The sequence below is a fragment of the Streptomyces sp. NPDC127190 genome (genome assembly GCF_042672505.1).
Classification (GTDB): domain Bacteria; phylum Actinomycetota; class Actinomycetes; order Streptomycetales; family Streptomycetaceae; genus Streptomyces.
The window spans coordinates 24,816-47,963 of sequence record NZ_JBHXVE010000029.1; the positions used below are offsets into that span (position 1 = coordinate 24,816).

Sequence of the window (23,148 nt, forward strand, 5' to 3'; positions counted from 1 at the left end):
GAGATCGCCGGCCCGCGGAGGTCTGGGCGCACGGCGGCTGGGGAAACGGGGTCAGGAGCTACAGAGGGAGCCGGCCACGCGCTGGAGGTCGATGTGGGGCCGGGAGTGCAGGAAGACGGCACGCAGTACACGTGTCATGTCCCGCACCTCCGTCGACGTGGGCCGCGCACTCACCCTCGACAAGGACAACGCCACGGCTATGCCGTTTCTTCCGGCGCGGCGGCCCCGATGTGCCGGACGAGCGAGAAGACCGTGCGGCTGCGCAGGGTGAAGCCGATCGACTCGTACAGCCGGATCGCGTTCGCGTTGGTGGCCGCGGCGTGCAGGAAGGGCTGTTCCCCGCGCTCCTTGATGCCTGCGGCGACGGCACGGACCAGACGGGTGGCCAGCCCCCGGCCCCGGTGGTCGGGGTCGGTGCACACGGCGCTGATCTCCGTCCAGCCGGGCGGGCGCAGCCGCTCGCCGGCCAGGGCGATCAGCCGGCCGCGGTGGCGGATGCCGAGGTAGGTGCCCATCTCGACGGTACGGCGCCGGTAGGGGCCGGGTTCGGTGCGGGCGACCAGGTCGAGGATCTGGGGTACGTCGTCGGGGCCGAGGCGTACGGCCTCGGGGTCGGGCTCGGCGCGCAGGGAGGTGTCCACGAGCTGGACGCCCTGTCCGAGGCTGACGACCTCCCAGCCGTCCGGCGCCTCGGTGACACCTCGTACCGCGGCGGTGCCGCCGGGGCCGACGAGGCGGGCCAGGTCGGCCCAGGCGCGCGGGTCGTCCTCGTCGGAGAGGGCGTGGAAGGGGGACACGTCCTGGTGGTAGCGGGCGGCGTGGCCGATGCGTTCGGCGAAGTGGGCGTGGGGTCCGGTGAGGGCGCCCCAGGCGGGGTTGTCCAGGACGTGCGAGGACGTGGCGTCGACGGTGGTGACGGACATGGCGTGGCGGTCTCCGGGGTACGGCTCGGGGTGTCCGGCGTGCCGGGGACCCCACCGCGAGGTGGGTGGTGGGGTCCCCGGTGCGCGGTGGTCAGGAGTTGTCGAGCGGGAGTCCGGGCGGGTTGACCTGGGACGTGGCGACGGCCTCGTTGGAGAGGTTGTAGGCCTTGAGCCACTCGGCGTACTGACCGTTCTTGATCAGGTGGTTGATGGCGTCGGCGAGCGGCTTGGCCAGGCCGCTGTCCTTCTTGGCGGTGGCCGCGATCAGGCCCTGGAGGCTCGCTCCGGCGCCCGAGTAGGTGCCCGCGGTGCGGGTGGCGTTGGGCGTGTTCGCGGTCTGCCTGTTGTGGTAGGCGATGCCGGGGTTGGGGCCGAAGTACGCGTCGATCTTGCCGCTGGACAGGGCCAGGTAGACGCTGTTGCTGTCCTGGAAGTACTTGACGGTGAGCTTCTTGCCCTCCTTGGCGAGCTTCGCCTTCCACTCCAGGAGGATCTTCTCCTGGTTGGTCCCCGCGCTCACGGAGACGGTCTTGCCGGCGAGGTTCTCGTAGGTGCCGCCGAAGTTCCAGGTGCTCTTCTTCGGCACGGTGAAGGCGAGGTTGTCCTGCCGGTAGGAGGCGAACTCGTACTTCTTCTTGCGTTCTTCGGTGTCGGTGACGTTGGAGAAGGCCACGTCGACCTTGCCGCTGTCGATGCCGACGAAGAGGTTCTCCCACGTGGAGTTCTTCACCTCGGGCTTGAGGCCGAGGACCGCGGCGACCAGGCGGCCGAAGTCGGGCTCCGCGCCGGTGAGGGTCTTCTGGTCGCTGCCCACGTAGGCGAGCGGCGGGAAGCCGGCGGGCAGGGCGCCGATGCCGATCTCCAGCTTGCCGCTCTTCCTGAGGGCGGCGGGCAGTTCGGCGCTGATGGACTTGACCTCGGAGACCTTGATGGTGGTCTGCTGGGCGGCGCCGTTGGAGGCCTGGCCGATGACGACCTCGCCGGACCGGGCGGCGGTGTCGGTGGTGGCCGCGTCGCTGTTGCCACCGCAGGCGGCGAGCCCGGTGGCCAGGGAGGCGACGGCGGTCGCCGCGGTGATGCCGCGTATCAGGCTGCGTCGGGTGACATGGGTGCGCATGGCCGTTCCTTGTCGCTCAGGGGCGGTGATGAGGGTGGTGGCGTGGGGGGAGGTCGTGGGGGCGGCGGGTCACAGGACCTTGCTGAGGAAGTCCCTGGTCCGCTCGTGCCGTGGTGTGTCGAGGACCTCGGAGGGCGGCCCCTGCTCGACGATCTTGCCGCCGTCGATGAAGACGACCCGGTCGGCGATCTCGCGGGCGAAGCCGATCTCGTGGGTGACGATGACGAGGGTGGTGCCGCTGGAGGCCAGGTCCCGGATGACGGCGAGGACTTCGCCGACCAGTTCGGGGTCCAGGGCGGAGGTGGGCTCGTCGAAGAGGATGACGCCGGGGCGCAGCGCCAGGGCGCGGGCGATGGCGACGCGCTGCTGCTGGCCGCCGGAGAGCTGGCGCGGGTAGGCGCCGGTCTTGTCGGCGAGGCCGACCCGGCCGAGGAGGTCGCGGGCCAGTTCCTGGGCTTCGGCCCTGCCGAGCCGGCCGGTGGCGACGGGGGCCGCGGCCACGTTGTCCAGGACGGTCAGGTGCGGGAAGAGGTTGAAGTTCTGGAAGACGAACCCGATCCGTCCGCGCTGGGTGAGGATGGCCCGCTCGCTCAGCTCCTTGAGCCGGTCGCCCTGCCGCTTCACGCCGATCAGCTCGCCGTTGATGCTGACGTGGCCGATCTCGGGCTTCTCCAGGTGGTTGATGACCCGCAGCAGGGTGGACTTGCCGGAGCCGGAGGGGCCGAGGATCACGGTGACCTCCCCCGGACGGACCGTCAGGTCGACGCCGTCCAGGACGCGGTGGGTCCCGTACCACTTGTGCACGTCGTGGACCTCGACGGTGGCGGCTTCGACGTCCGCCAGGGTGTCGGCGGTCTTGGCGGTCATACGGCGGCCTCCCGGCGGATGCGGGCCCGCAGCTCGGTGAGACCGGTGCGGAGCTTCTGGAGGGGCGTGGGCGGCAGGCTGCGGGTGGCGCCGCGGGCGTAGTACCGCTCGACGTAGAACTGGATGACGGAGACGACGCTGGTCAGGATCAGGTACCAGGCGGTGACGACCAGCAGCAGCGGCACGATGTCGCCGGGGTAGGTGGAGCCCATGGTCTGCGCGGAGCCGAACAGGTCCAGCAGGGAGACGTAGAAGACCAGCGAGGTGCCCTTGATCAGGCCGATGAGCTGGTTGACGTAGTTGGGGATGATGGAGCGCAGCGCCTGCGGAAGGACGACTCTGCGGAACTGGTAGCCCTTGGGCAGGCCGAGGGCGGCGGCCGCCTCGTGCTGGCCCTGGTCGACGGAGAGGATGCCGCCGCGCACCACCTCGGCCGCGTAGGCGGCCTCGTTGAGGCTGAGGCCGACGACGGCGACGACCATGTCGGTGGCGAGCTTCGACTCGTCGAAGGAGAAGAAGGCCGGCCCGAAGGGGATGCCGACGCTCAACGTCTTGTACAGGGCGCTGAAGTTGTAGAGGAAGATCAGGACCACGATGAGCGGGATGGAGCGGAACGCCCAGACGTAGGTCCAGCTGACCGCGCGCAGCACCGGGCTCTTCGACAGCCGGGCCAGGGCGAGCAGGACACCGCCGACGAGGCCCAGCACGGCGCTGTAGGCGGTGACTTCGAGGGTGATGAGCAGGCCGTCGAGGATGGTCGGCCGCAGGAACCAGTAGCTCCAGCGGTCCCACTGGTAGAAGGGGTTGGTCACCAGCCCGTGTGCGAACTGGGCGACCAGGACCAGGACGACCGCGGTGGCGATCCAGCGTCCCGGCCGGCGCAACGGCAGCACGCGCTGGGCGGTGAGGGCCTTGGGCGGTTCGGTGGCGGTAGGCGCCTCGGGCAACGTGACGGTGGCGCCAGGGGGTTCGCTCATGGTGGGCTCCGGCTGGGTGGGAACACCCCGGCACCACGCCGGTGTGCGGGGACGCACGGGTCGGCGGGAGACCGGGAGTGGGAAGGGCGACGGCACACCGCGCGGGCGGTGTCGGTCAGGGAGTGCGGGGGCTGGGGGGAGGTGTCAGCCCCGACAGCGGGCACGGCCCGGTGCGGTACACAGTGCGCTGTTGACGCGGAGCAGATCGACGGCGCGGTCGGCGACGAGCAGACTCGTGTACGTCCGTACGCAGCCCGGGGAACGGCGTGCGGCCGTTCTGGGAGCTGCGTACATGGCGTCACCGTCACTGTTCCGGCCCTGTGGGCCTCGCGCTTACCGATGTGTCATCGGCCGGGTCGTCACCTGGGGCACCCCACCGCGGTGCGAGGGTTGCCGGTCAGCCAGCCAGGGCTTGTCGCTGACACTCGTGACCGTTCTGGGCCGTAGTTAAGACAATGGCCCGAACGTATGTCAACGCCCTTCCACCAGGTGGAACGGCTAACGGGCCGAGTGTGCCGCCCAGTCGAGGATCTGGACGGCCGATCCGGCGGCCTCCAGCCCGCGGCACCGGGCGTGGTGGCGGCGGTCGATCCCGTCGAGGTCGAGATGGGCACCGAAGGCCGGGTGGGCGGTCACACGGCGGGCGTAGGACCACAGCGCCGGGTGGCCGGCGATGCGCTGGACCGCGGCGGCGTCGAGATGGTGCCGGTGCACGGTGTCGAGCCGGACCAGGGCGACCCACAACTCGACGTCGGCCGCGGTGACTTCGTCGCGGATCAGGTAGGGGCGGCCGACCAGCCAGCGGTCCAGGGCGCCGAGTGTCTCCAGCAGTGTGGCCAGTGCCATGTCACGTTCCGCCGCGTCCGCTCCCACGGCTCCGGCCCGCTGCGCCGCCCCCTCGATTCCCTCCCTGCACATCTGCTCCACGGCCTCGATCTCCGACTCCGCGCCGCACGGGTAGAGCGAGGGGGCGCAGGTGTCGAAGCGGTGGGCGAGGTCGCGCATGATGTCCCGGTCGTGGGTGCTGACGATCCGCCCGGACCAGCCGTCACTGAGCACCGGCGCCGCGGCCGGACCGGAGTAGCGGTGCGCGCTCGCCTCGTACAGCGGACGCAGGGCCGAGTAGCCGCCCTCGGGACAGTCGGGGACGGCGGGCAGGAAGGTGACCGGACAGATGTCGTCCAGGCCGAGCAGGGTGTGGGTGACGGCGATGCGCAGGCCGTCGGGACACGCGGTCGACAGATGGAGCCGGTAGCGGCCTGGCACCGGGTAGTGGCCGCTGCGTGCGTCCCTGCCGATGCGGCCGAGGAAGGCGGGCGCGGGGCGGACGGAAACGTGGGCGGCCGGCGTGGTGACGGTCATGACTCTCCCCGAAAGCGGGCGCGGACGTCCGCGCGGCGGATGCGACATCGGGCCGGGCCCCGTGGCCGGATCCCCCTCCTTCGCCCGGAGGGCGGGCCCGGCACTCGGTGCCGGGCCCGCTGGGGCTACGGGGATGCGACGACGGAAACCTGAGCGGGGCTCACCTGGGCACGCCGAACGGCACGATGTGCCGTGGGGGGGCGTCGGCGTGGTAGCTGCGCAGGTCAGCCCATGCGGCCGAGCGCGCTGCACACGCGGAGCAGGTCGATGTGACGTCGGGAAGTCAGCAGAGGCGAACGGCTCACTCGGACGGTGACCGGAGCAAGGCGCCTCATGTTTCCCTACCTGTTCGCTAGGATTCCTTACCGAGTGTCGATGCACCGGCCACGGACGTCAAGGGGTCCGTCCCGCATGGCGGACATCCCGATGGACGGCGGCACGCCCGCCGTGGCCGCCCGGTCGGGTGCGGTCGCTCCGGGAGGGGGTCAGGCGTGGGCACTCGCCGGTGCGCTCATGAGGTGACCTTGAGCTTGGAGCTGTCGTAACCGGCGGGGAGAAGGTTGTCGGTGATCAACTCGACGTCGACCTTCTTGGTGATCTGGCCCGCGTCCAGGAAGGCGTCGGCGAGATGCTGCTCCAGTGCGATGTCCGGCTGCTCCACCGGGGTGACCCGGTTCGAGTAGGCGGCCAGGGAGGCCTTGGCGTCGGCGAGCGGGATGCCCTGCTCCTTCGCCAGCGCCTGCGCGTACTTCTCCGGGTTCTTGACGCCCCAGGCGAACTCCCGCGACAGCCTCTTCAGGACGTCCGTGAGGGCCGCACGCTTGGCCTCGTCCTTCAGCGAGGAGTCACTGGCGACGTAGTAGCTGCTCGTCTGGTCGATCGGCGGGAGCCCCTTCACCAGGATCCGGGCACCGTTCTTGACCGCGATCGCGGACTGCGGGTTCCAGATCGACCAGGCGTCCACCTTGCCGGTGTTGAACGCGGTCGCGCCGGCCGCCGGGTCGAGGAAGACCAGCTTCACGTCCTTGGGGGTGAGACCGACGCTCTTCAGGGCGTTGAGGGCCAGACCGTGGGCCGAACTGCCTTGCGGGACGGCGATCTTCTTGCCCTTGAGGTCCGCGGCCGTCCTCAGCTCGGAGCCCTTGGGCACGATGATGTTCTCCACCGCCTGGTCGGGCGTGAGCGAGCGGTTCACGGCGACGATCTTGAAGCCGTACTCCTTCGCGGCACCGGTGATCGGCGGTACGTCGCCGACGCTGCCGAGGTCGATGTCGCCGGAGGCGGCGGCCTGGATGAGCGGCGGGCCGTAGGTGAAGCGGGCGAACTTCACCTTGTAGGGGGCGTTGTCGAACACGCCGGTGACCTTGGCCAGTTCCTGGCTGCCGTCACCGCCGTTGTCGCCGATGGTGAAGGTGTACTTGCTCCACTCGGGGTGCTTGGCATCGCGTGCGTCGGCGGCGTTGCTCAGCGGCGCGGGCGTGTCCGACGACGGCGATCCGCACGCGACGAGGGTGCCCGCCAGGGTGAGCGAGCCGAGGATGGCGATGAGTCCGGTGGTTCTTCTGCGCATGGTCGTCGTTCTTTCTGTGCCGGGTGAGGGTGTTCGCTGAGGTCAGTGGCGGCCGGCGAGGCCGAGGTCTTCCAGGAGCCGGGCGCGGAGCTCCTCGCGGGCGACGCTCGCTTCGCGGTCGGCGGCGGGGAGCCGGACCTCGTGCGAGGTGCCGATGCGGCCGTTGCTCATGACGACGATGCGGTCCGCCAGGGCGATGGCCTCGTCGACGTCGTGGGTGACGAGCAGCATGGCGGCCTGGTGCCTGGTGCGCAGCGCGCGGACGAGGTCGTGCATGCGCAGCCTGGTGATGGCGTCGAGCGCCGCGAACGGTTCGTCGAGCAGGACGAGTTCGGGCTCCGAGACCAATGCCCGGGCGAGGGAGACCCGCCCGGCCTCGCCGCCGGAGAGTTCCTTCGGCCACGCCTTCTCGCGGCCCGCGAGTCCGACCTCGGCGAGCACGTCGCGGGCCCGCTGTTCGGCGTCGGGCCCGTGCAGGCCGAGCGTGACGTTGCGCAGCACCCGCTGCCACGGCAGCAGCCGGTCGGCCTGGAAGACGATCGCGCGCCGGGCCGGGACCTCCACCCGCCCGCCGTCGGGCCGGTCGAGTCCGGCGAGCAGACGCAGCAGGGTGCTCTTGCCGCAGCCCGAGGGGCCGAGCAGGATCACCAACTCCCCGTCGGCGATGGTGAGATCGAGGCCGTCGAGCACCGTCCGGTCGCCGAAGCGGCGGACCACCTGCTCGACGACGACTCCGGTCCGCCGGCGGAACTCCGTTGCGGTCGTGCTGCTCATGACGCCTCATAACCGGGGCGCCACCGCAGCAGCACCCGCTCCAGAGCCCGTACGAACTGGTCGGCGAGCAGTCCGAGGAGCGAGTAGATCACCAGCCCCACGAAGACCTGGTTGGTCTGCAAATACGTCTGTCCCTGGGTGATGAGGAAGCCGAGTCCCTGGTCGGCGTTGACCGTCTCCGCCGCGACGAGGCCCAGGACGCTGTACGCGAGGGAGAACCGCAGGCCGACCAGGAACCCCGGCAGGGCGCCGGGCACCAGCACCCGCGTCACCAGGCGCCAGGTGCCCGCTCCCGTCGTGCGTGCCATCTCGATGAGCCGCTGGTCGACGCCCCGGATGGCGGCGAACAGGTTGAGGTACATCGGCACGCCGGCGCCGAAGGAGATCAGCAGCACCTTGGTGAGTTCGTCGATGCCGAACCACACGATCATCAGCGGCAGCACGGCGAGGAGGGGGATCGTGTTGAGCACCTGCACGAGCCCGTTGAACAGGTACTCGCCGCTGCGCAGCAGGCCGCCGAGCACGCCGGTGACGATGCCCGCCGTCAGGCCGATGGCGAGACCGATACCGGCCCGCTGGAGCGAGATGACCAGGTCGGGTCCGAGAACGCCCTGCTGCCACAGGTCGACGGCCGACCGCACGACCGAGGTCGGCGCAGGAGCGTACGTCTTCGACACCACCCCGGCCCGGGCGAGTACCTCCCAGGCGACGAGGACCGCGACCGGGGTCGTGTAGATGCCCAGAGGCCAGCGCAGGCGCTCGCGCAGTCTGCTGAACGGCGTCCGGCGGCGGGCGCCGCGCGGCAGGAACACCTCCCGTGACCGCGCGCTCGTCGCCCCGGCGGCCGGGCGCTCGGTGGCGGCCGGCGCCTTCAGGCCCAGCTCGGTCATGCCGCCACCGCCAGCACACCGCTGTAGTGCGAGGAGTCGCCGACGAGCTGCTCGCTGCGGCGGCCGTCGACACCGGTCGGCACCTCACCGGCGACCGTCACCCGGTTGAGGCGGCGCGGATGGTCGTCGTAGTTGTCGACCCCGTAGTGCTGGGTGATGCGGTTGTCGAAGATCAGCAGCTGGTTCGGGGACCACCTCCAGCGCAGGATGTTCTCCGGCCGCGTCACGTACGACTGAAGGACGCGCAGCAGATCGGCCGACTCGCCGCTCGACAGGCCGACGATCCGCTTGGCGAACCCGCCGATGAACAGGCCGCGTTCGCCCGTCAGGGGATGCACCCGTACGACCGGGTGCTCCGCCTCGTACGGCGTCGAGACGAAGACGCGGTCGTACTCCTGTTGTTCGGCGGTCGCGGACGGGGGGCGCGCGTAGTCGTACTGGTTGGTGTGCACGACGCGCAGCGAGTCCGCCAGGGTGCGCAGCGCCTCGGGCAGATCGCGGTAGGCCGCGGCGGCGTTGGCGATGAGCGTCTCGCCGCCGTACGGCGGGACCACCACGGACCGCAGTGTGGTGAGCTGCGGCGGGTTGACGACGAAGGTGACGTCCGTGTGCCATTCGTTGGCCTTGGAGGTCGCGCTGTCGACGGCGAGCACGTTGGTCGTGCCGTCCGCGGCGGGCACGTTGGGATGAGCGGTCGTCAGCTCGCCGAACCAGCCGGCCACGCGTTCCTGGCCGGCGTTGTCGAGGCGCACGTCGTCGAACACGATCGCCTTGTGCTCGTTGAGGGCGTCTCGGAGCGTGGTGATCGTCGCGAAGTCCGGCGACGCCGTGAGGTCGACGCCCTCCACGACTGCGCCGATACGGCCGGTGAGCTTGCGGATGGACACAGACATGAGAGGTCCCTCTCGGTCGGACGGGCACACCACGGTGTGCCGGACGTCTTGGTGAGCGCTGACGGTGCGCAGGGCTGATCGACCGGCACGCGGAGTCGTCCGGGCCGGTCAGGAAGGTGTGGGTGGTCGCGGGACCGCTAAGGCCGCTGTCCCGGCGACCGGGCCGGCGTACGCGGACGGCCTCCCCGCTCGTACGGCGCGAAGAGCTACCAGCGGACGGCTGGGCCGGTCCCGTGGGAAGGCAACGCGGGAGAGGCGGATTCACCCGCCTCGGGCCGCGGCGCGCCGACTACGCGCCCGCGCCGCTGCCGGCGACCACTCGCCGGGTCAGCGACAACAAAACGCGCTGGAGACGTGCGCCAGATCGATGTGGCGCCGCCGGGTGAGGTCCACGCGCGGGTTCATGGCAGGGGAGTTCAGCAGAAGCCCACCTGGTCGGTCAATGCCTGCCCGGACGGGTCTTGCATTGCGGACACGCGGTGCCGCACACATCCCGGCCGGAGAGGTGACTCCGCTGTGTCCGACCTTGACACTCGCCGGGGCAGGCGACGTACGTTGAAAGGGAGATCCCTGACATCCGGAGGCTTTGATGCACGTACAGGGCGCGGTACCGCGCGGTGCGTGCACCGGTGCGCGGCTCATCACCCGGCGGCATGTCGACTTCTGCCGTACCTCCTCCGCGGTCTGTCCTTCCGCACACATCTGACACCGGCGGCCGACCCGCCGGCCGTCCTCTCGTGGCCCTGTCGCCGCGAGTCCTCGTGTGTGCCCCGGGTCGTCCCGGAGCCACAGGAACGCGGGTCTACCGCACCGAGTACACCGGCACCCACCGGCACGACCACCTCGGCCTGCGCGCGCCCCTCGGCACAGGAGCACGACACATGGTCGACAAGAAACTGTCACACGCGGACCGGAATGCGGCTGCGTCCGGCGCCCGTTCTGGACTGACATGACTGTTGGAGTAGCGCTCAACGCGGCCGACGCGCCCAACCAGATCGACGCCACCGTTCAACTGGCCCGGGAAGCGGCGGAGTTCGGGCTCACGTCGGCCTGGTTCGGGCAGACCCTCGGCGCGGACTCACCCCAGCTCGCGGCCCTCGTCGGACGCGAAGTGCCCGGGCTACAGGTCGGCACCTCGGCGATCCCCGTCTTCGGCCGGCACCCGCTGCTGGTCTCCAGCCAGGCCCAGACCGCCCAGGCCGCAACCCACGGCCGCTACCACCTCGGGCTGGCCCTGGGCACGAAGCTGCTGACGGAGACCAGCTTCGGCCTGCCCTACGAACGGCCCATCGCCCGGCTTCGTGAATTCCTCACCGTCCTGCGGCAGTTGACCGAGACCGGCACGGCAAACTTCCACGGCGAGCTGCTGACGGCCACCACCCCGACCCCCGCACGGGTCCCGGGCGCGGAGAGCGGTGTGCCCCTGCTGGTCGCCGCGATGGGGCCGCAGGCGCTGCGGGTCAGCGGCGAGCTGGCGGACGGGATCCTGCCCTACCTGGCGGGACCGCGCGCCCTGGCGGACCACATCGCGCCCGCCCTGCACGCGGCCGCCGAGGCCGCGGGCCGCCCGGCGCCCCGGGTCGTGGCGCTGGTGCCCGGTGTCGTCACGGACGACGTGGACGCGGTGCGGGCCAGGACCACCGAGAAGCTCGCGTTCTACGAGCAGTTCCCGTCCTACGCACGCGCCATCGAGCTGTCGGGCGGGCGGCGGGCCGCCGACCTGGCGGTGATCGGTGACGAGAAGACCGTCGAGGCCGAGGTACGGCGCTACCGCGACGCCGGCGCCACGGAGGTCGTGTTCTCGTTCACCGAGATCGCCGGAGAGGCGGACCGCCGACGCACCTGGCGGTTTCTCGGCCAACTGGCCCGCTGAGCAGGCCTGTCTGTCCCCGCGCACCCGACAGCCGCCTCGAAGAACGCACCCCGACACGACTGACGCCCCTGCACTGCACCGAAGCACAGCCCGCCACGAAGGAGACCACCCATGACCACCGAGGCCACCCCCACGGACCTCCATGTCTTCACCGAGACATGGCTGGAGTGGTATCGCGCCCAGGAGGCCCGCCTCGCCGACCCGCACGGCTTCCTGGCGGTCACCGGCCTGCACTGGCTCGACGACCGGCCGCAGCGGTTCCCGGACGCGCCCGGCGCCTGGCACACCGGCCCCGAGGGGGTCGTCGTATCCCTGGACGACGGCGAGGAACTGGTCGTCGACGGAACCCCGGTGCACGGCGAGCACCGCTTCGGTGTGATCCCCGAGCGCGGCGGCGTCAACGCCGTCTGGGGAGACGCCGTGATCGAGGTCGCCCGGCGCGGCGGACAGGACATCGTGCGCCCCCGACACCCGGACGCACCGCTGCGCACAGGCTTCACCGGAACCCCCGCCTACGCCCCCGACCCTCGCTGGGCGGTCACCGGCCGCTACGTCCCCTTCGACACACCGCGGCCGACCACCGTCGGCGCTGCGGTCGAAGGGCTGGAGCACGTCTACGACGCACCGGGCAGGATCGAGTTCGAGCTGGACGGACGGCAGTTGTCGCTGACGGCGTTCCCGGGCTCCGGTGAGGGCCGGCTCCTGGTGCTGTTCACCGACGCGACCTCCGGCGTCACCACGTACGCGGCCAACCGGGCCCTGACCGTGGAACCGCCCGCCGCCGACGGCACGGTCGTCCTGGACTTCAACCGGGCCTCGAACCTGCCGTGCGCCTACACCGACCTGGCCACCTGCCCGCTCCCCCCGGCCGAGAACCGGCTGCCGGTGGCGATCGAGGCCGGGCAGAAGATCCCCCGGGAGCGCGGCGGTTCCTGAGCCCGGCCCGGCCACCGGTCGCGTCACGGCGCCTGCGGGTGTCCATGCCTTCGGTCACGCCCCGTCGATCGGCACGAACGATGCGCGCCGCGCTGGGTACCCGCACCTCCCCGGCCTCAACCCTCGCCGGTAGGGGCCAGAAGTCGGGGTACGCGTGACGGAACGGTTCGACCGAGCGAAGGGATGAGCGAGTGCGTCAGCAGCTGATGTGGATGCTGGTACTGCGGGGTACGGCGGCCTTGTTGTTCGGGATCGCCGCACTGGTGTGGCCGGGGGTGACGGTGCTGGCGCTGGCGCTGCTGTTCGGCGCCTACGCGCTCGTCGACGGCGTGACGCTGCTGGTGAGCGCCTTGCGCAAGGAAGGGGACAAACTCCACCGCCTGGCGCATGCGGTCGGCGGTGTCCTGAGCATCGCGGCCGGCGTGATCACTATCGCCTGGCCCGGACTGACCGCGCTGGCCCTGGTCGCCCTCGTCGGCGCCTGGGCCGTGATCACCGGCATCGCCGAGATCTGGGCAGCGGTGCACTTCCGCCGGGAGCTGCACCATGAGTGGTTGCTGTTCCTGGCCGGTGCCGCCTCCGTGATCGCCGGGGTGCTGATCTGGGCCCGGCCGGACGTGGGCGCGATCACCGTTGCACAGATCATCGGGCTCTACGCGCTGATCTCCGGCGCGCTGGTACTGGGTACGGCCTGGCGGCTGCACGCCACCACCGCCCCAGCGCATACGGCCCGCCACGCCCGGCACGCCTAGCGAGCCCCGCGCCCACTGCGGTCGGGCCCGCGAAGAAACAGGAGGGCCCGACCACCGACTGGACTGGCGCCACGGCTACCCCTGCGCGCTCGCCGTCATGGCACTCGGCGGCGGGCGGCGGCAGCGAACGTTCCGTCGCAACGGCTCGCTGTGACGAGGCCGCCCGCCGCCCCGGCGGCCTTCCTGATCCGCCCCGCATCGGCATAGGTACCCCCGACCGGTGGCACCTGCACTGGCATGCAGGTGATACGAGCAGTGGTGCATGGCGTACGGCGCCCGGGGCAGGCGGTGAGGCGGGCGTGCGCGGGGCCGTGCCGCGAGCGGGACCTGGCCGTGCAGGCGGGAAAGGCGGCGCTGGCCGCGTGGATCGCCTGGGCGCTGGCAGGCTGGTGGCTCAAGGCCCCCATGGCCTTCGTCGCACCCTGGGTGGCGATCGCGCTGGTGGAGTCGACCGTCTTCCGGTCCGTCGCGCATGGACTACAGCAGCTGGCCTCGATCGCCACGGGCACCATCGTGGCCACCGCGGCCGCGCTGCTGCTGCACAACACGATGCTGACGATGGCCCTGGTACTGCCCACGGTGGTGCTGCTGGGCCAGTGGCAGCGCCTTGGCAGCCAGGGCATCTACGCGGCCACCGGCGCTCTGTTCGTGCTCACCAGCGGTTCCGTCAGCATCGCGACCGCCACCGCCCGCATCACCGAGTCCGCCTTCGGTGCCGTCGTCGGCATCACCGTCAACGCGCTGATCCGTCCCCCGCTCTACCTGGGGGACGCCCGGGCCGCCTTGCAGGACGCCACCCGCGAGGCACACGACATCCTTCAGGCGGTGGCCGAAGGCCTGGCCGAGCAACGGTGGAACGCCGACGAGGCCGGCACCTGGCACGAGCGCGCCCTGCGGCTGCAACGCCTGGTCGAACAGGCCCGTACCACCCTTGGCCACAGCCGGGAGAGCCAGCGCATCAACCTCCGCCGCCGCCGCATCGGCGTCAAGTCCGCTCCCGGCGAGGACTACGGCGACGTGGTGCTCGTCCTGGAATACGCCGCGGTCCACACCACCGGTGTCACCCGTACCGTGCTGGAGGCCACCGCCGAAGACCGCCCCGCCGCCCGGCCCCGCCCCACCCTCGCCCGCCACTACGCCGACTTCCTGCGCCGGACCGCTCACGCCCTCCACCTCTACAGCCACTGCCGCTTCGGCCATCGAAGCGACCGCGAGCTGCGTGAGGCCGTCGCCGAGCTGCACACGACGCTCGACGCGCTGCGCCGCCACGTGACCCACTCCGGACCGAACGACCCCGACGAAGTCGCCACCTACGGCGCCCTGCTGTCCCAGGCCCACCGCCTCGCCGACCAGCTCGTCACCTCGCCGTCGTGACCCCGGCCGGCGTGGCACCGAACCGGCGTCGCCACGCCTGTGTCTCTGCCCCCGAGACCTCAGAGACCGGTCTCCCGCAGCAGCAGCGCGGCAATGGCGGTGGCCGTCCCCTTCGGGGTGGTGAGGTCGATGCCGGTGCGCTCCGTGGTCCTGGCGAGGCGGTTGTCGACCGTGTTGGGGTGCAGCCCGAGGACGACGGCCGTGGCCCGGCGGTCCTGGCCGTGGGCCAGGTGGACGCGGAGGGTCTCCAGCAGTTCGGGGCGGTCCGCGACCGGGTCGAGGAGCGCGGCGATCCGGCGGCCGCTCTCGCCGGGCCGGGACAAGTGGTACTCCAGGAGCACGTCGTCCAGCCGGTGCAGTCCCGGAGGCAGACCGCAGGCCCGCGCCACACGCAGGATCTCCCCGGCGGTGCGGGCCGCCCCAGGCACGTCGGCGGGGGTCGGGGCCGGTGCGACGGCGAGTCGCAACGGGCCGCCCGCTGCCCTGGCCAGCCGCCGGACCAGGTCCTCCGGCAGCTCCACCGCCCCCGGCACGATCGCACGGCCGCTGTCCGCCCCGGCGTCGAGGAGGGCGGGCACCTCGCCCCCGAAGGCCTGGTCAAGCGCAGTCTGGAGTCGGCGCAGCCGGCGGCGGACGGCGACCGCGCCTTCGCCCGGCCCTGCCGTGGGCGCGGTGATCCCACCGACCGCGAGGACGAGGCACGGGCCGTCGAGGCCGAGCTGTTCGATCAGGACGTGGCTGGGAGGCAGCGTCCCGTCGAGGAGGCCGCGCACCAGCGAGCGGCGGTGAGCGTGCCGCTCGGCGTCGATCGCGGAGCGCTCGTCGAGATATGTCTCGGCGACGGCGCCCACGAGGACGTGGTGGGAGCCGAGCAGCACGTCGGTGAGTTCCACGAGGGCGGCCTCGTCCCCGGGGCCCGCCGCTTCCCGCAGCGCCTGCCACAGCACGTACACGCCGAGCGCGTGGGTGCGCAGAAGCAGGTGGAGCGGCATGCCCTCCTCGGCGCGCTGGGCGGCGCGCTCGAGGAACAGCCCGTGGTCGCGGGTCGCCGCCGTGTCCGGCTCCAGGACGCGGCGCAGGAAGAGCCGGACGCCGTGCCGTATGGTCGCCGCGATCTCCAGGTCCTTCATCTCGGCGGGCAGCTCCGCGTACCCGGGGAGCGTTTCGAAGGAGTCACGGGTCATCCGGCGGGCGAGCTCGTTGACCCTGGGCTCGCAGCGCAGGGCGAGGGCACGGGCCGCCTCGGACATCTCGTGCACGGTCGCTCCTCCCGGGACGTCGCGAGGTTGTGACGGGTCACAGTACTCACCGCTCGGGGCTGTGACGCGAAGGGGTGCCGCGGCCGACGTGGGCAGCCGAGACTTGTCGTCCTGGCATGGCGCCACACCTCACCGAAGGAGCAGCTGGTATGACCGAGCACAGGGCGACCGGCGGTCCCGAGCCGATGGACTACCTGTCCTACGCCGACCGCGTGTGGCGGGGCGAGGAGACCCTGCTGCCCCACCTGACCGGCACGTTCACCTCGGACCAGCTGATCCCGATCGGCGAACGCACCGGCTTCTTCCCCGCCTTCGCGAACGTGGCCGTGTTCGACACCGGAGCGGGGCTCGTCCTGGTCGACTCCGGCGACGTCCGGACCGCGACGCAGCTGCACACCGCGGTACGGGCCTTCAGCCCCGACCCGGTGCGCGCCGTGGTCTACACACACGGCCACGTCGATCACGTCTTCGGGGTCGCCCCCTTCGATGCCGAGCGGATACGTCCGGAGGTGATCGCCCACGAGGGCGTCGTCGACCGCTTCGACCGCTATGCGGCGACCGCCGGCTACAACTCCTGGATCAACCGGCGCCAGTTCGGCGTCCCCGGTCTGGAGTGGCCGACTTCGTACCGGTATCCCGACACGACCTACCGCGACCGGCTGACGGTGCGTCACGGTGACATGACGTTCGAGCTGTTCCACGCTCGCGGGGAGACGGACGACCACACCTATGTGTGGGTGCCGGAACTCCGCACGCTCTGCACGGGTGACCTCTTCATATGGAACTCGCCCAACGCCGGCAATCCGCAGAAGGTGCAGCGCTACCCGGAGGAGTGGGCTCGAGCCCTGCGGGCCATGGGCGCGCTGGGCGCCGAGGTGCTGCTGCCGGGGCACGGCATCCCCATCGTGGGCGCGGACCGGGTCACGCAGGCCCTGGACGACACCGCGCGCCTGCTGGAGTCGTTGTGCGCGCAGACCCGCGAGCTGATGAACGCGGGGCTGCGCCTGGACGCCGTCATCCACGGGGTGAAGGTGCCCGAGGAGTTGCTCGCGAAGCCGTACCTGCACCCTGCCTACGACGAGCCTGAGTTCGTCGTGCGGAACCTGTGGCGGCTGTGGGGCGGCTGGTACGACCAGAATCCGGCGAACCTCAAGCCGGCGCCGGAGGCTGCGGTCGCCGCGGAGCTCGCGGACGCGGCCGGCGGAGCGCTCGTCCTGGCGGAGCGCGCGGTGCGCCTCCTGGCGGAGGGAAAGCTGCGGCTCGCGTCGCACCTGGCGGAGACGGCCGCCCTCGCGGCACCCGAAAACACCGCGGTGGCCGGGATCCGGGCACAGGTGTACGCGACCCGGGCCGAGCGGGAGACATCGACGATGGCCCGGGGGGTGTTCCACTGGGCGGCGGCGGAGTCGGCGGCGGTCGTCGAGGGGACGGACGTGGCCACCGAACTGACGCGCTCGGCCGAAGGCCGGGCCCGGGCCGCGGGGGCGATCAGCGTGGGTGTGGTCGCCTCTCCGGCCGGTAGCGGCCCCACGGACACGTGCTGCTGACGGGCGCGACGGCAAAAGGCAGCCTGGGCAGACGACTTGACCACTACTGCCCGAAGCCAAGCTGCCGATGCCGTGGGCAGCTGCCGGTCTCGGCAACCTCGTCGTCACCCGGTCCTGCTGGACGCGGCCGGGACCCCTGTCGGAACGGCCGGCTCCACGACGCCCTGCACCATGGCGATCAAGGCGCGGTGGTGTTCCCGACCGGCCACGGTCTGGTCAGCCACCGATGGTGGTCAGACCGGCGATGCCGACGGCGTACAGGACCAGGACGGCGATGCTGTCGACACCCATCCGCAGATACTGCCGCCGTGGCCGGAAGATCAGCCCGGCGATGTAGACGGTGGTCAGGATGATCCCGAGCGCGGTGAGATAGATGTCGGTGTGATGCGCCGCGGGAAGCACCGGCTTGCCGGAGATCACGGTGGCGAGCAGGAACAGCACCGGAAGGAAGGCGTTGCCGCCGAAGATGTCGCTGATGGCGAGCTGGTAGTCGCCCAGCTTCGTCGAGGTCAGCCCGGTGCTGATCTCCGGCAGCGAGGTGGCGGTGGCCAGCACCGTGGCACCGAAGAGCACGCCGCCCAGGCCCTGCCGGGCGAAGAACTCCTCACCGCTTCGCTCGATCACCACACCGGCGACCAGCGTCGCCACCGCGGCGGCGGTGAAGACCAGCACCGCTCGCCCGGTGCTCACCCCCTTGCCGGTGGCGGCCTTCTCCTTCTTGCCCTTGGAGTGACCCCGCGACTCCGGCTGGGCGCCGGGCGCGTCCCCGCCCTCGCGCCACGGCAGCCCCTTGCCGGCCCGGTCCAGCAGCAGCAGACCGACGACCCAGAACACGGCGATGGCCAGGTCTGCCGGGCTGAGCCGGGCGAAGGCCAGGCCACCGGGCAACTGCGTGCCCATGACCACCACGCCGAGCACGGCGATGACCAGCGCGCCCTCCAGAACCAGGACCAGGCTGGCGGCCATACGGGTCAGCGGGGCACGCGGCCGTCCCCCGGCCGCGTCCAGGACGACCAGCACCACCGTCTGGACGGCGATTCCGCCCAGGATGTTGCCCACCGCCACACCGAGCTGACCGGCCACGGCCGCGCTGGCCGTGATGGCGAGCTCGGGCAGGTTCGTGGCGATCGCCAGAAGGATCAAGCCGCCCAATGCACTGCCGAGGTGGAGGCGTTCGGAGAGCACGTCGGTGTTGTCCGACAGCTTGATCCCGGCGTACCAGATCACGGCCGCGCTGGCCAAGAACAGCACCAGCAGTACAGATGAGCTCGGAGATCCCATGAGTCGCCGGGTACCCGAGGCGAGGGGAAGTATCGATCTTCGGCCTCGTGGCCACGCCGAAGAGGCCCAGGGCAGCCCTTGGTTCACACGTTCACATGGTGTTGGAGCCGCTGCTGGTGGGGCGCTGTCCGGTACGGCTGCCGTGCCAGTCGAGGACCATCGCGGTGGCATCGTCAGGCAGAGATCCTGCGCAGGCCTCATGGACCGCCCCCGTCAGGGTTCGCACCACTTCGCGGGGGTGTTCGTCGCGGGTGGCGTGGAGCAGGGCGGGAAGGTCGACCCTGGCGGCTGCGCGTTCCCTCATACCGTCGGTGGTCAGGACCAGGCGGTCGCCGGGCTCCAGACGCAGCCGCTGAGTCTGGTAGGCGACCGGGGCGGGCACGCCGAACGGCATGTTCACTGCGAGGGTCAGCTCCTCCACATCGTTGCCGCGCAGGCGCAGCGGCCAGGGATGGCCGGCGTTGACCAGTTCGCAGGTGCCGGTTTCCAGCTGGATGCGCAGCAGTTGGCCGGTGGTCATGCCGTGGCCGTGGCTGGTGATCGCCTGGTGGGCGGCATGGGCCTGGTCGAGAAGGCTGCGCCCTGCGCGGCGGGCGCCGCGCAGGGCGTTCACGGTCAGTGTGGCCAGCAGCGCGGAGGCGGTGTCGTGGCCCATCGCGTCGGTGATCGACAGGTAAAGGGCGTCTTGGTCGAGGGCGTAGTCGTAGGTGTCGCCGCCGATGTCGTCAGCCGGTACCAGACCACCCACGAGGGTGAACTGCGCGGCCTCGCAGCAGGACGCCGTCGGCAGCAACTGGTGCTGGATCTCCGCGGCCAGGCTCATCGTGGTGGTGCGCCGGCCCCGGTGGTAGAGGTCGGTGAAGCGGCGGTCGGTGACCACGATGTACGCCAGCGCGTGTGCGGCCTGCGTCACCCCCTCCCGCACCGCGTCGTCGGCTTCGGGTACGACCATGTCCAGGACGCCGATACAGTCGCCGCGGTTGGTCACCGGGGCCACCAGCCGACAGCCGCCCTCTTCGTCCCGCTCCTGGTGCAGGCGCTGGGAGCGCAGCACCCGGTCGTAGACGCTGCCCACGAGCCTGAGTCTCTCCGCCGTGCCCCGCTCCTGCGCAGCCGTGCCGGCTCTGGGCAGCCGTACGGCGTCCTGCCCGATCATGTCCACGAGCCAGAACGACACCTCGTTCGCCGAGAACCTCTTCTCCAGGTGGCGGGCCACGACGTCGACCGACTCCACCGGCGCGCCGTCCTCGGCCGCCCGCAGCACCTCATCCAGACCCAACCCCTCGCCATCCAGCACAGGCACCTCCCAGTCCACCATCCCGAATTCCCGGCAGACCGGCCCGGGATGCCGACCATCCACCCGCAGGCTCCTGCCGGCCCGCCGTGACGGGCTACAACTTCGTCGGCCGCCTGCCGGCCGGTACCGGCGACTCCACCAGGCGAGGCCGACCCGCGCGGGGGCCGGACTCGGCGCGGATCCGGTCCATGACTTCCGGCTTTCGGCCTCTCCCCCGGCCACCGCAGCGTGCGCCGGGAACAGCGGGAGGAAGGAGTTGCCGGACCTGTTCCTCGTTCAGGCGCGGCGCCAACCACCAGTTCCAACAGCACGCCGGTGAAGCCCTGATACGAACCCCCGGGCGTGGTGGGCCTTGGAAATCACTGGGTGAGATCGTCACCCCTCTGCGAGGTCCGACACTCGTTCCGGTGACTGCCCAGCGCGACACGCTGATGATCGGTGGGATCCGGTGGTCGATGCCGTAGTAATCAACGAAAGGCTGGGCATCCGTCCGCTCGCTGGCAGTCGTCCGCGCCGAGGCGGCGGGCGGGTCACCGAGCGGCGGCTGCACGAGCGCGCCGTCGCCGCAGCCCTTCCTCTTCATCTCCACACCGATCGAAGGATCTCTCCTGTGAAGCGTCCGACCGCCGTTCTGGCCGCTGCGCTGCTTGCCGCCGGGGCTCTTGCTACTGCCCCTGCCCCCGCCTCAGCCACATCAGCCGCCGTCTGCCCCGCCGGGAACTTCTGCGTGTGGACCGGACCGGACTTCACCGGCCAACGGTTCGTCTTCAGCGGCGACGATGAAGAGTGGGAAGACGCCATGTCGCAGAAGGACGCCTCCTGGGCTAACCACGGCCAGTCCAGCCCCGGAGTCAAGGACCACGTCAAGGTCTACAGCGGGCGCGACTACACAGGCGACGTCACTCTCTGCCTCGCGCCCGGCCAGGAAGTCTCCAACAACAGCGCGGCTGCCGGTCGGGGAGCGTCCAGCGAATGGACGACGTCCTGCTGACCCACGTCCGACCACAACGCCAGGACAGACCCCGGCAGACCGCCCCGGACACACCAGCCTGCTCGGCTCGGACAGCACGTCGACCGAGCAGGCCGCCGCAGCCACCATGCGCCACGTACGGGATCTTGAGGCCGCAAGTAGTCCATGGCAGGCTCATGCCGCATGATCGATGAATTCGCCAAGGACAGCCTGCACGGGAGACTGCGGCGGGACCGCAAGGCGCTGCTCTGGAAGCTCGACGGCTTGTCAGAATACGACGCCCGCCGGCCATTGACAGCGACCGGGACCAACCTCCTCGGCCTGGTCAAACACATGGCCAGCGTCGAGGCCAGGTACTTCGGCGAGGTCTTCGACCGCCCTTCCCCGGAACCGCTGCCTCGGTGGCAGGACCATGACGGCAGCGATCTGTGGGCGACTACGGACGAGACCCGCGATCAGATCGTCGAGTTCTACCGGCGCACGTGGGAACACTCAGACGCGACGATCAATGAGCTTCCCCTCGAGGCCCCCGGCCACGTGCCGTGGTGGCCGGATCCTTATCCCAACGCGAACCTGTTCGCCATCCTGGTTCACGTCCTCGCCGAGACCAACCGGCATGCCGGGCACGCCGACATCCTGCGTGAAGGCGTCGATGGCCGAACCGGGATGCGGCCCGAACACGAGATGACGATCGATGAGGAAGCCCGCGCCGCCTACTGCGCGAAGATCGAGCAGGCCGCCAGATCGGCCGCATCGGTCAAGGCATAGAAGGCTGTGCCACGTGACGTGATGTCCGAGCGGCGTGATGCCGACCGTGGGTGCTGATCTGTCGAAGCGGCTGATTCCTGATGACCTCTGGGAGCTGGTCGCCCCGTTACTGCCGACGTTCACGGCTCGAACCGCAAGGTGGCGGGTCCGCTCCGCGTGACGAGCGGGCCGTGTTCACTGCGGTGGTGTACGTGCTGACCAGCGGCTGTGCCTGGCGTCATCTGCCGCAGACGTTCGGCACATCCTCCGCCACCGCGCATCGCCGCTTCGCGGTATGGACCGGGTCGGCCTGTGGCGCCGGCTGCCTCGGGCGGTGCTGGACGAACTCGGAACCCCGGCATCCCCGCGGTCCGGTCACCTGCCAGCCTTTACCCCAGGGAGCGGCCATTACCTGCGAGGTAATCGCCCTCCTTCCTCGCCCCCGTCTACGTTCTGGTCGGGGCCCCGCCCTAGGACGAACGGAACGAAGGAGCCCGACCATGTCCGCTTATGGCTTCGCCCATCTCCGTAGCCGCCGCCATCACGCCGACATCTTCGAGTATCTGGAGCGCATCCAGGCCACCCTCGACCCCTTCGCAGGCCGCTTCCTCATCCACGGGCCGCCAGCCGAGGTGGTGGAGGGCACATGGCCCGGCACCATGGTGCTGATCGAGTTCCCCAGCCTGACCGAGGCCCGTGCCTGGTACGACTCGCCCGCCTACCGAGACATCCTGCGGCTGCGTACCGATCACATCGAGGGCGATCTGCTGCTGATCGAGGGCGTCGGACCGGACTACCACCCGGCCGAGCGGGCTGCCAAGCTACGCGCCGAGGCCGAGCAGACGGGGCAGCCAACCGCATAGTCACAGGGCCCCTCTCCGCCCGCCGGCTGCTGGCGTACCTGCCGCGTGCGCGGTGAGCGACGGCCGCACTCAGGCCAGGAGGGCAGGTCGACGGCTAGGTCGCAGGACGACGCCTTCGCCGAGGTCAAAGAGTACGAGGGGAGCGCGTTCGACGCGGCCCACCGTCTCAACCCGGCGCGCCGGCCACGCTATGTCGCCGGTCCGGCAGGAGGAACCCTGGGATCCGTGGCCTGACAACCGATCTTGCGGGGTGCCGGGCGAACGCGCGGCCTGGGGTTCACCGGTGGCGGCTGTCCGCCTCCGCCTGGATCAGCATCCGCTTGAGCAGGGCGCTCAGTGCGTCCTGCTCCGCCGGGTCGAGCGGGGCGACCATCGAGTCCTCCGCCTGCCCGCGCAGCTCCATCGCGGCCAGCCAGCGGGCGCGCCCCGCCTCGGTGAGCTCCACGTCCACCCGGCGTCGGTCCTGACTGCTGCGCACACGCCGTACCAGCCCTGACTGTTCCAGCGTGTCCAGACGGCCTGTCATGCCGGCAGGGGACAGCATGAGTTCAGCCGCCAGCTCGGAGGGGGTGGCCCGCCCCGGAGCCTCGCGCGCGACGAGCCGGTGCAGCGTGGCGAACTCGAACTCTTGCAGGCCGACCTCGGCCAGGGCGCGGTCTTTGGCTTGGCCGACATGCTTGGCCAGGAGCTGAATGCGGGTGATGATCCCCTCCACCCGCGCGTCGAACGGGGCCTTGCCGCGCCAGCGTGCAAGGTGCACGTCGACGGAGTCGTCCCCTTCTGCGGGTTCTGCGGGCCGCTCCCGGCCCCGACTCTCGGTGTCCATGCCCTCAGTATGCTACGCCAACTTATATTTCGTTGCCAAATGATTAGCTG

The 23,148-nt window shown here is 71.0% G+C and carries 23 protein-coding genes, 1 pseudogene and 1 riboswitch; of the genes and pseudogenes, 9 read left to right on the forward strand and 15 right to left on the reverse strand.

Going from position 1 to position 23,148, the window contains the following annotated elements:
- Nucleotides 1–51: 51 nt before the first annotated feature.
- From ACFVIU_RS32375 to ACFVIU_RS32425, 11 genes are all read right to left on the reverse strand, one after another.
- Nucleotides 52–138, reverse strand: a complete 87-nt coding sequence (locus ACFVIU_RS32375) for a putative leader peptide (RefSeq protein ID WP_385846984.1) — start codon at nucleotides 136–138, stop codon at nucleotides 52–54.
- A gap of 59 nt (nucleotides 139–197) precedes the next feature.
- Nucleotides 198–923, reverse strand: coding sequence for a GNAT family N-acetyltransferase (locus ACFVIU_RS32380; RefSeq protein WP_385846902.1), 726 nt, complete (start codon nucleotides 921–923; stop codon nucleotides 198–200).
- 91 nt (nucleotides 924–1,014) lie between these two features.
- Nucleotides 1,015–2,040, reverse strand: a complete 1,026-nt coding sequence (locus ACFVIU_RS32385; RefSeq protein WP_385846903.1) for an ABC transporter substrate-binding protein — start codon at nucleotides 2,038–2,040, stop codon at nucleotides 1,015–1,017.
- A 69-nt stretch (nucleotides 2,041–2,109) separates the two neighbouring features.
- Nucleotides 2,110–2,907 carry an amino acid ABC transporter ATP-binding protein gene (locus ACFVIU_RS32390; RefSeq protein ID WP_385846905.1) on the reverse strand — a complete coding sequence of 266 codons (798 nt, stop codon included), beginning with the start codon at nucleotides 2,905–2,907 and terminating at the stop codon, nucleotides 2,110–2,112.
- Complete coding sequence (locus ACFVIU_RS32395; protein ID WP_385846906.1) at nucleotides 2,904–3,884, reverse strand: amino acid ABC transporter permease; 981 nt, start codon at nucleotides 3,882–3,884, stop codon at nucleotides 2,904–2,906. Before ACFVIU_RS32395 ends, ACFVIU_RS32390 begins: the two co-directional genes overlap by 4 nt.
- Nucleotides 3,885–4,208: 324 nt before the next feature.
- Nucleotides 4,209–4,317: riboswitch (SAM riboswitch) on the reverse strand.
- A 65-nt stretch (nucleotides 4,318–4,382) separates the two neighbouring features.
- Complete coding sequence (locus ACFVIU_RS32400; protein WP_385846907.1) at nucleotides 4,383–5,246, reverse strand: glutathione S-transferase C-terminal domain-containing protein; 864 nt, start codon at nucleotides 5,244–5,246, stop codon at nucleotides 4,383–4,385.
- A gap of 224 nt (nucleotides 5,247–5,470) precedes the next feature.
- Nucleotides 5,471–5,581: a putative leader peptide gene (locus ACFVIU_RS32405; RefSeq protein ID WP_385846909.1), complete on the reverse strand. Its 111-nt coding sequence runs from the start codon at nucleotides 5,579–5,581 to the stop codon at nucleotides 5,471–5,473.
- A gap of 176 nt (nucleotides 5,582–5,757) precedes the next feature.
- The gene (locus ACFVIU_RS32410) at nucleotides 5,758–6,816 is read right to left on the reverse strand and encodes an aliphatic sulfonate ABC transporter substrate-binding protein (protein WP_385846911.1); all 1,059 of its coding nucleotides are present in this window, start codon (nucleotides 6,814–6,816) and stop codon (nucleotides 5,758–5,760) included.
- A gap of 42 nt (nucleotides 6,817–6,858) precedes the next feature.
- On the reverse strand, nucleotides 6,859–7,590 hold the full coding sequence (locus ACFVIU_RS32415) for an ABC transporter ATP-binding protein (protein WP_385846912.1): 732 nt from the start codon (nucleotides 7,588–7,590) through the stop codon (nucleotides 6,859–6,861).
- Nucleotides 7,587–8,480, reverse strand: a complete 894-nt coding sequence (locus ACFVIU_RS32420; RefSeq protein ID WP_385846913.1) for an ABC transporter permease — start codon at nucleotides 8,478–8,480, stop codon at nucleotides 7,587–7,589. Before ACFVIU_RS32420 ends, ACFVIU_RS32415 begins: the two co-directional genes overlap by 4 nt.
- The gene (locus tag ACFVIU_RS32425) at nucleotides 8,477–9,373 is read right to left on the reverse strand and encodes a TauD/TfdA dioxygenase family protein (protein WP_385846914.1); all 897 of its coding nucleotides are present in this window, start codon (nucleotides 9,371–9,373) and stop codon (nucleotides 8,477–8,479) included. Before ACFVIU_RS32425 ends, ACFVIU_RS32420 begins: the two co-directional genes overlap by 4 nt.
- Nucleotides 9,374–10,322: 949 nt before the next feature.
- Between ACFVIU_RS32425 and ACFVIU_RS32430 the strand changes: the two genes are divergently transcribed.
- The 4 genes from ACFVIU_RS32430 (at nucleotide 10,323) to ACFVIU_RS32445 (ending at nucleotide 14,308) form a co-directional block, all read left to right on the forward strand.
- On the forward strand, nucleotides 10,323–11,246 hold the full coding sequence (locus tag ACFVIU_RS32430) for an LLM class F420-dependent oxidoreductase (protein ID WP_385846916.1): 924 nt from the start codon (nucleotides 10,323–10,325) through the stop codon (nucleotides 11,244–11,246).
- A 111-nt stretch (nucleotides 11,247–11,357) separates the two neighbouring features.
- Nucleotides 11,358–12,182 carry a DUF1684 domain-containing protein gene (locus ACFVIU_RS32435; protein WP_385846917.1) on the forward strand — a complete coding sequence of 275 codons (825 nt, stop codon included), beginning with the start codon at nucleotides 11,358–11,360 and terminating at the stop codon, nucleotides 12,180–12,182.
- 191 nt (nucleotides 12,183–12,373) lie between these two features.
- Nucleotides 12,374–12,934, forward strand: a complete 561-nt coding sequence (locus ACFVIU_RS32440; protein WP_385846919.1) for an HdeD family acid-resistance protein — start codon at nucleotides 12,374–12,376, stop codon at nucleotides 12,932–12,934.
- Between the two features lie 237 nt (nucleotides 12,935–13,171).
- Nucleotides 13,172–14,308 carry an aromatic acid exporter family protein gene (locus ACFVIU_RS32445; RefSeq protein WP_385846921.1) on the forward strand — a complete coding sequence of 379 codons (1,137 nt, stop codon included), beginning with the start codon at nucleotides 13,172–13,174 and terminating at the stop codon, nucleotides 14,306–14,308.
- Nucleotides 14,309–14,367: 59 nt separating this feature from the next.
- On the opposite strand, the gene ACFVIU_RS32450 is transcribed toward ACFVIU_RS32445, so the two are convergent.
- Complete coding sequence (locus ACFVIU_RS32450) at nucleotides 14,368–15,558, reverse strand: PucR family transcriptional regulator (RefSeq protein ID WP_385846985.1); 1,191 nt, start codon at nucleotides 15,556–15,558, stop codon at nucleotides 14,368–14,370.
- 158 nt (nucleotides 15,559–15,716) lie between these two features.
- Between ACFVIU_RS32450 and ACFVIU_RS32455 the strand changes: the two genes are divergently transcribed.
- Nucleotides 15,717–17,114, forward strand: a complete 1,398-nt coding sequence (locus tag ACFVIU_RS32455; RefSeq protein ID WP_385846922.1) for an alkyl sulfatase dimerization domain-containing protein — start codon at nucleotides 15,717–15,719, stop codon at nucleotides 17,112–17,114.
- 216 nt (nucleotides 17,115–17,330) lie between these two features.
- On the opposite strand, the gene ACFVIU_RS32460 is transcribed toward ACFVIU_RS32455, so the two are convergent.
- Both ACFVIU_RS32460 and ACFVIU_RS32465 read right to left on the reverse strand, forming a co-directional pair.
- A complete protein-coding gene (locus ACFVIU_RS32460; RefSeq protein WP_385846924.1) occupies nucleotides 17,331–18,395 on the reverse strand; it encodes a sodium:calcium antiporter in 1,065 nt (354 codons plus the stop codon).
- Nucleotides 18,396–18,486: 91 nt separating this feature from the next.
- A complete protein-coding gene (locus tag ACFVIU_RS32465; protein ID WP_385846987.1) occupies nucleotides 18,487–19,689 on the reverse strand; it encodes a PP2C family protein-serine/threonine phosphatase in 1,203 nt (400 codons plus the stop codon).
- Nucleotides 19,690–20,302: 613 nt separating this feature from the next.
- Here ACFVIU_RS32465 and ACFVIU_RS32470 point away from each other — a divergent pair.
- From ACFVIU_RS32470 to ACFVIU_RS32485, 4 genes and pseudogenes are all read left to right on the forward strand, one after another.
- Nucleotides 20,303–20,683, forward strand: coding sequence for a peptidase inhibitor family I36 protein (locus ACFVIU_RS32470; protein ID WP_385846925.1), 381 nt, complete (start codon nucleotides 20,303–20,305; stop codon nucleotides 20,681–20,683).
- A gap of 162 nt (nucleotides 20,684–20,845) precedes the next feature.
- On the forward strand, nucleotides 20,846–21,430 hold the full coding sequence (locus ACFVIU_RS32475) for a DinB family protein (protein ID WP_385846926.1): 585 nt from the start codon (nucleotides 20,846–20,848) through the stop codon (nucleotides 21,428–21,430).
- Nucleotides 21,431–21,510: 80 nt separating this feature from the next.
- Nucleotides 21,511–21,702 (forward strand): annotated as a pseudogene (locus ACFVIU_RS32480) (transposase); the annotation flags it as partial.
- A gap of 207 nt (nucleotides 21,703–21,909) precedes the next feature.
- A complete protein-coding gene (locus ACFVIU_RS32485; protein ID WP_385846989.1) occupies nucleotides 21,910–22,272 on the forward strand; it encodes a DUF1330 domain-containing protein in 363 nt (120 codons plus the stop codon).
- A 277-nt stretch (nucleotides 22,273–22,549) separates the two neighbouring features.
- Here ACFVIU_RS32485 and ACFVIU_RS32490 read toward each other — a convergent pair whose 3' ends face one another.
- Nucleotides 22,550–23,098 (reverse strand): MarR family winged helix-turn-helix transcriptional regulator, encoded by a 549-nt coding sequence (locus ACFVIU_RS32490; RefSeq protein WP_385846927.1) that lies wholly within the window; start codon nucleotides 23,096–23,098, stop codon nucleotides 22,550–22,552.
- Nucleotides 23,099–23,148: the final 50 nt, after the last annotated feature.

Excerpts from the sequence above, each read along its gene's own strand:
- ACFVIU_RS32375 (WP_385846984.1), bottom strand. The coding sequence starts at position 138 with ATGACACGTGTACTGCGTGCCGTCTTCCTGCACTCCCGGCCCCACATC.
- ACFVIU_RS32380 (WP_385846902.1), bottom strand. The coding sequence starts at position 923 with ATGTCCGTCACCACCGTCGACGCCACGTCCTCGCACGTCCTGGACAAC.
- ACFVIU_RS32385 (WP_385846903.1), bottom strand. The coding sequence starts at position 2,040 with ATGCGCACCCATGTCACCCGACGCAGCCTGATACGCGGCATCACCGCG.
- ACFVIU_RS32390 (WP_385846905.1), bottom strand. The coding sequence starts at position 2,907 with ATGACCGCCAAGACCGCCGACACCCTGGCGGACGTCGAAGCCGCCACC.
- ACFVIU_RS32395 (WP_385846906.1), bottom strand. The coding sequence starts at position 3,884 with ATGAGCGAACCCCCTGGCGCCACCGTCACGTTGCCCGAGGCGCCTACC.
- ACFVIU_RS32400 (WP_385846907.1), bottom strand. The coding sequence starts at position 5,246 with ATGACCGTCACCACGCCGGCCGCCCACGTTTCCGTCCGCCCCGCGCCC.
- ACFVIU_RS32405 (WP_385846909.1), bottom strand. The coding sequence starts at position 5,581 with ATGAGGCGCCTTGCTCCGGTCACCGTCCGAGTGAGCCGTTCGCCTCTG.
- ACFVIU_RS32410 (WP_385846911.1), bottom strand. The coding sequence starts at position 6,816 with ATGCGCAGAAGAACCACCGGACTCATCGCCATCCTCGGCTCGCTCACC.
- ACFVIU_RS32415 (WP_385846912.1), bottom strand. The coding sequence starts at position 7,590 with ATGAGCAGCACGACCGCAACGGAGTTCCGCCGGCGGACCGGAGTCGTC.
- ACFVIU_RS32420 (WP_385846913.1), bottom strand. The coding sequence starts at position 8,480 with ATGACCGAGCTGGGCCTGAAGGCGCCGGCCGCCACCGAGCGCCCGGCC.
- ACFVIU_RS32425 (WP_385846914.1), bottom strand. The coding sequence starts at position 9,373 with ATGTCTGTGTCCATCCGCAAGCTCACCGGCCGTATCGGCGCAGTCGTG.
- ACFVIU_RS32430 (WP_385846916.1), top strand. The coding sequence starts at position 10,323 with ATGACTGTTGGAGTAGCGCTCAACGCGGCCGACGCGCCCAACCAGATC.
- ACFVIU_RS32435 (WP_385846917.1), top strand. The coding sequence starts at position 11,358 with ATGACCACCGAGGCCACCCCCACGGACCTCCATGTCTTCACCGAGACA.
- ACFVIU_RS32445 (WP_385846921.1), top strand. The coding sequence starts at position 13,172 with ATGCAGGTGATACGAGCAGTGGTGCATGGCGTACGGCGCCCGGGGCAG.
- ACFVIU_RS32450 (WP_385846985.1), bottom strand. The coding sequence starts at position 15,558 with ATGTCCGAGGCGGCCCGTGCCCTCGCCCTGCGCTGCGAGCCCAGGGTC.
- ACFVIU_RS32455 (WP_385846922.1), top strand. The coding sequence starts at position 15,717 with ATGACCGAGCACAGGGCGACCGGCGGTCCCGAGCCGATGGACTACCTG.
- ACFVIU_RS32460 (WP_385846924.1), bottom strand. The coding sequence starts at position 18,395 with ATGGGATCTCCGAGCTCATCTGTACTGCTGGTGCTGTTCTTGGCCAGC.
- ACFVIU_RS32475 (WP_385846926.1), top strand. The coding sequence starts at position 20,846 with ATGATCGATGAATTCGCCAAGGACAGCCTGCACGGGAGACTGCGGCGG.
- ACFVIU_RS32485 (WP_385846989.1), top strand. The coding sequence starts at position 21,910 with ATGTCCGCTTATGGCTTCGCCCATCTCCGTAGCCGCCGCCATCACGCC.
- ACFVIU_RS32490 (WP_385846927.1), bottom strand. The coding sequence starts at position 23,098 with ATGGACACCGAGAGTCGGGGCCGGGAGCGGCCCGCAGAACCCGCAGAA.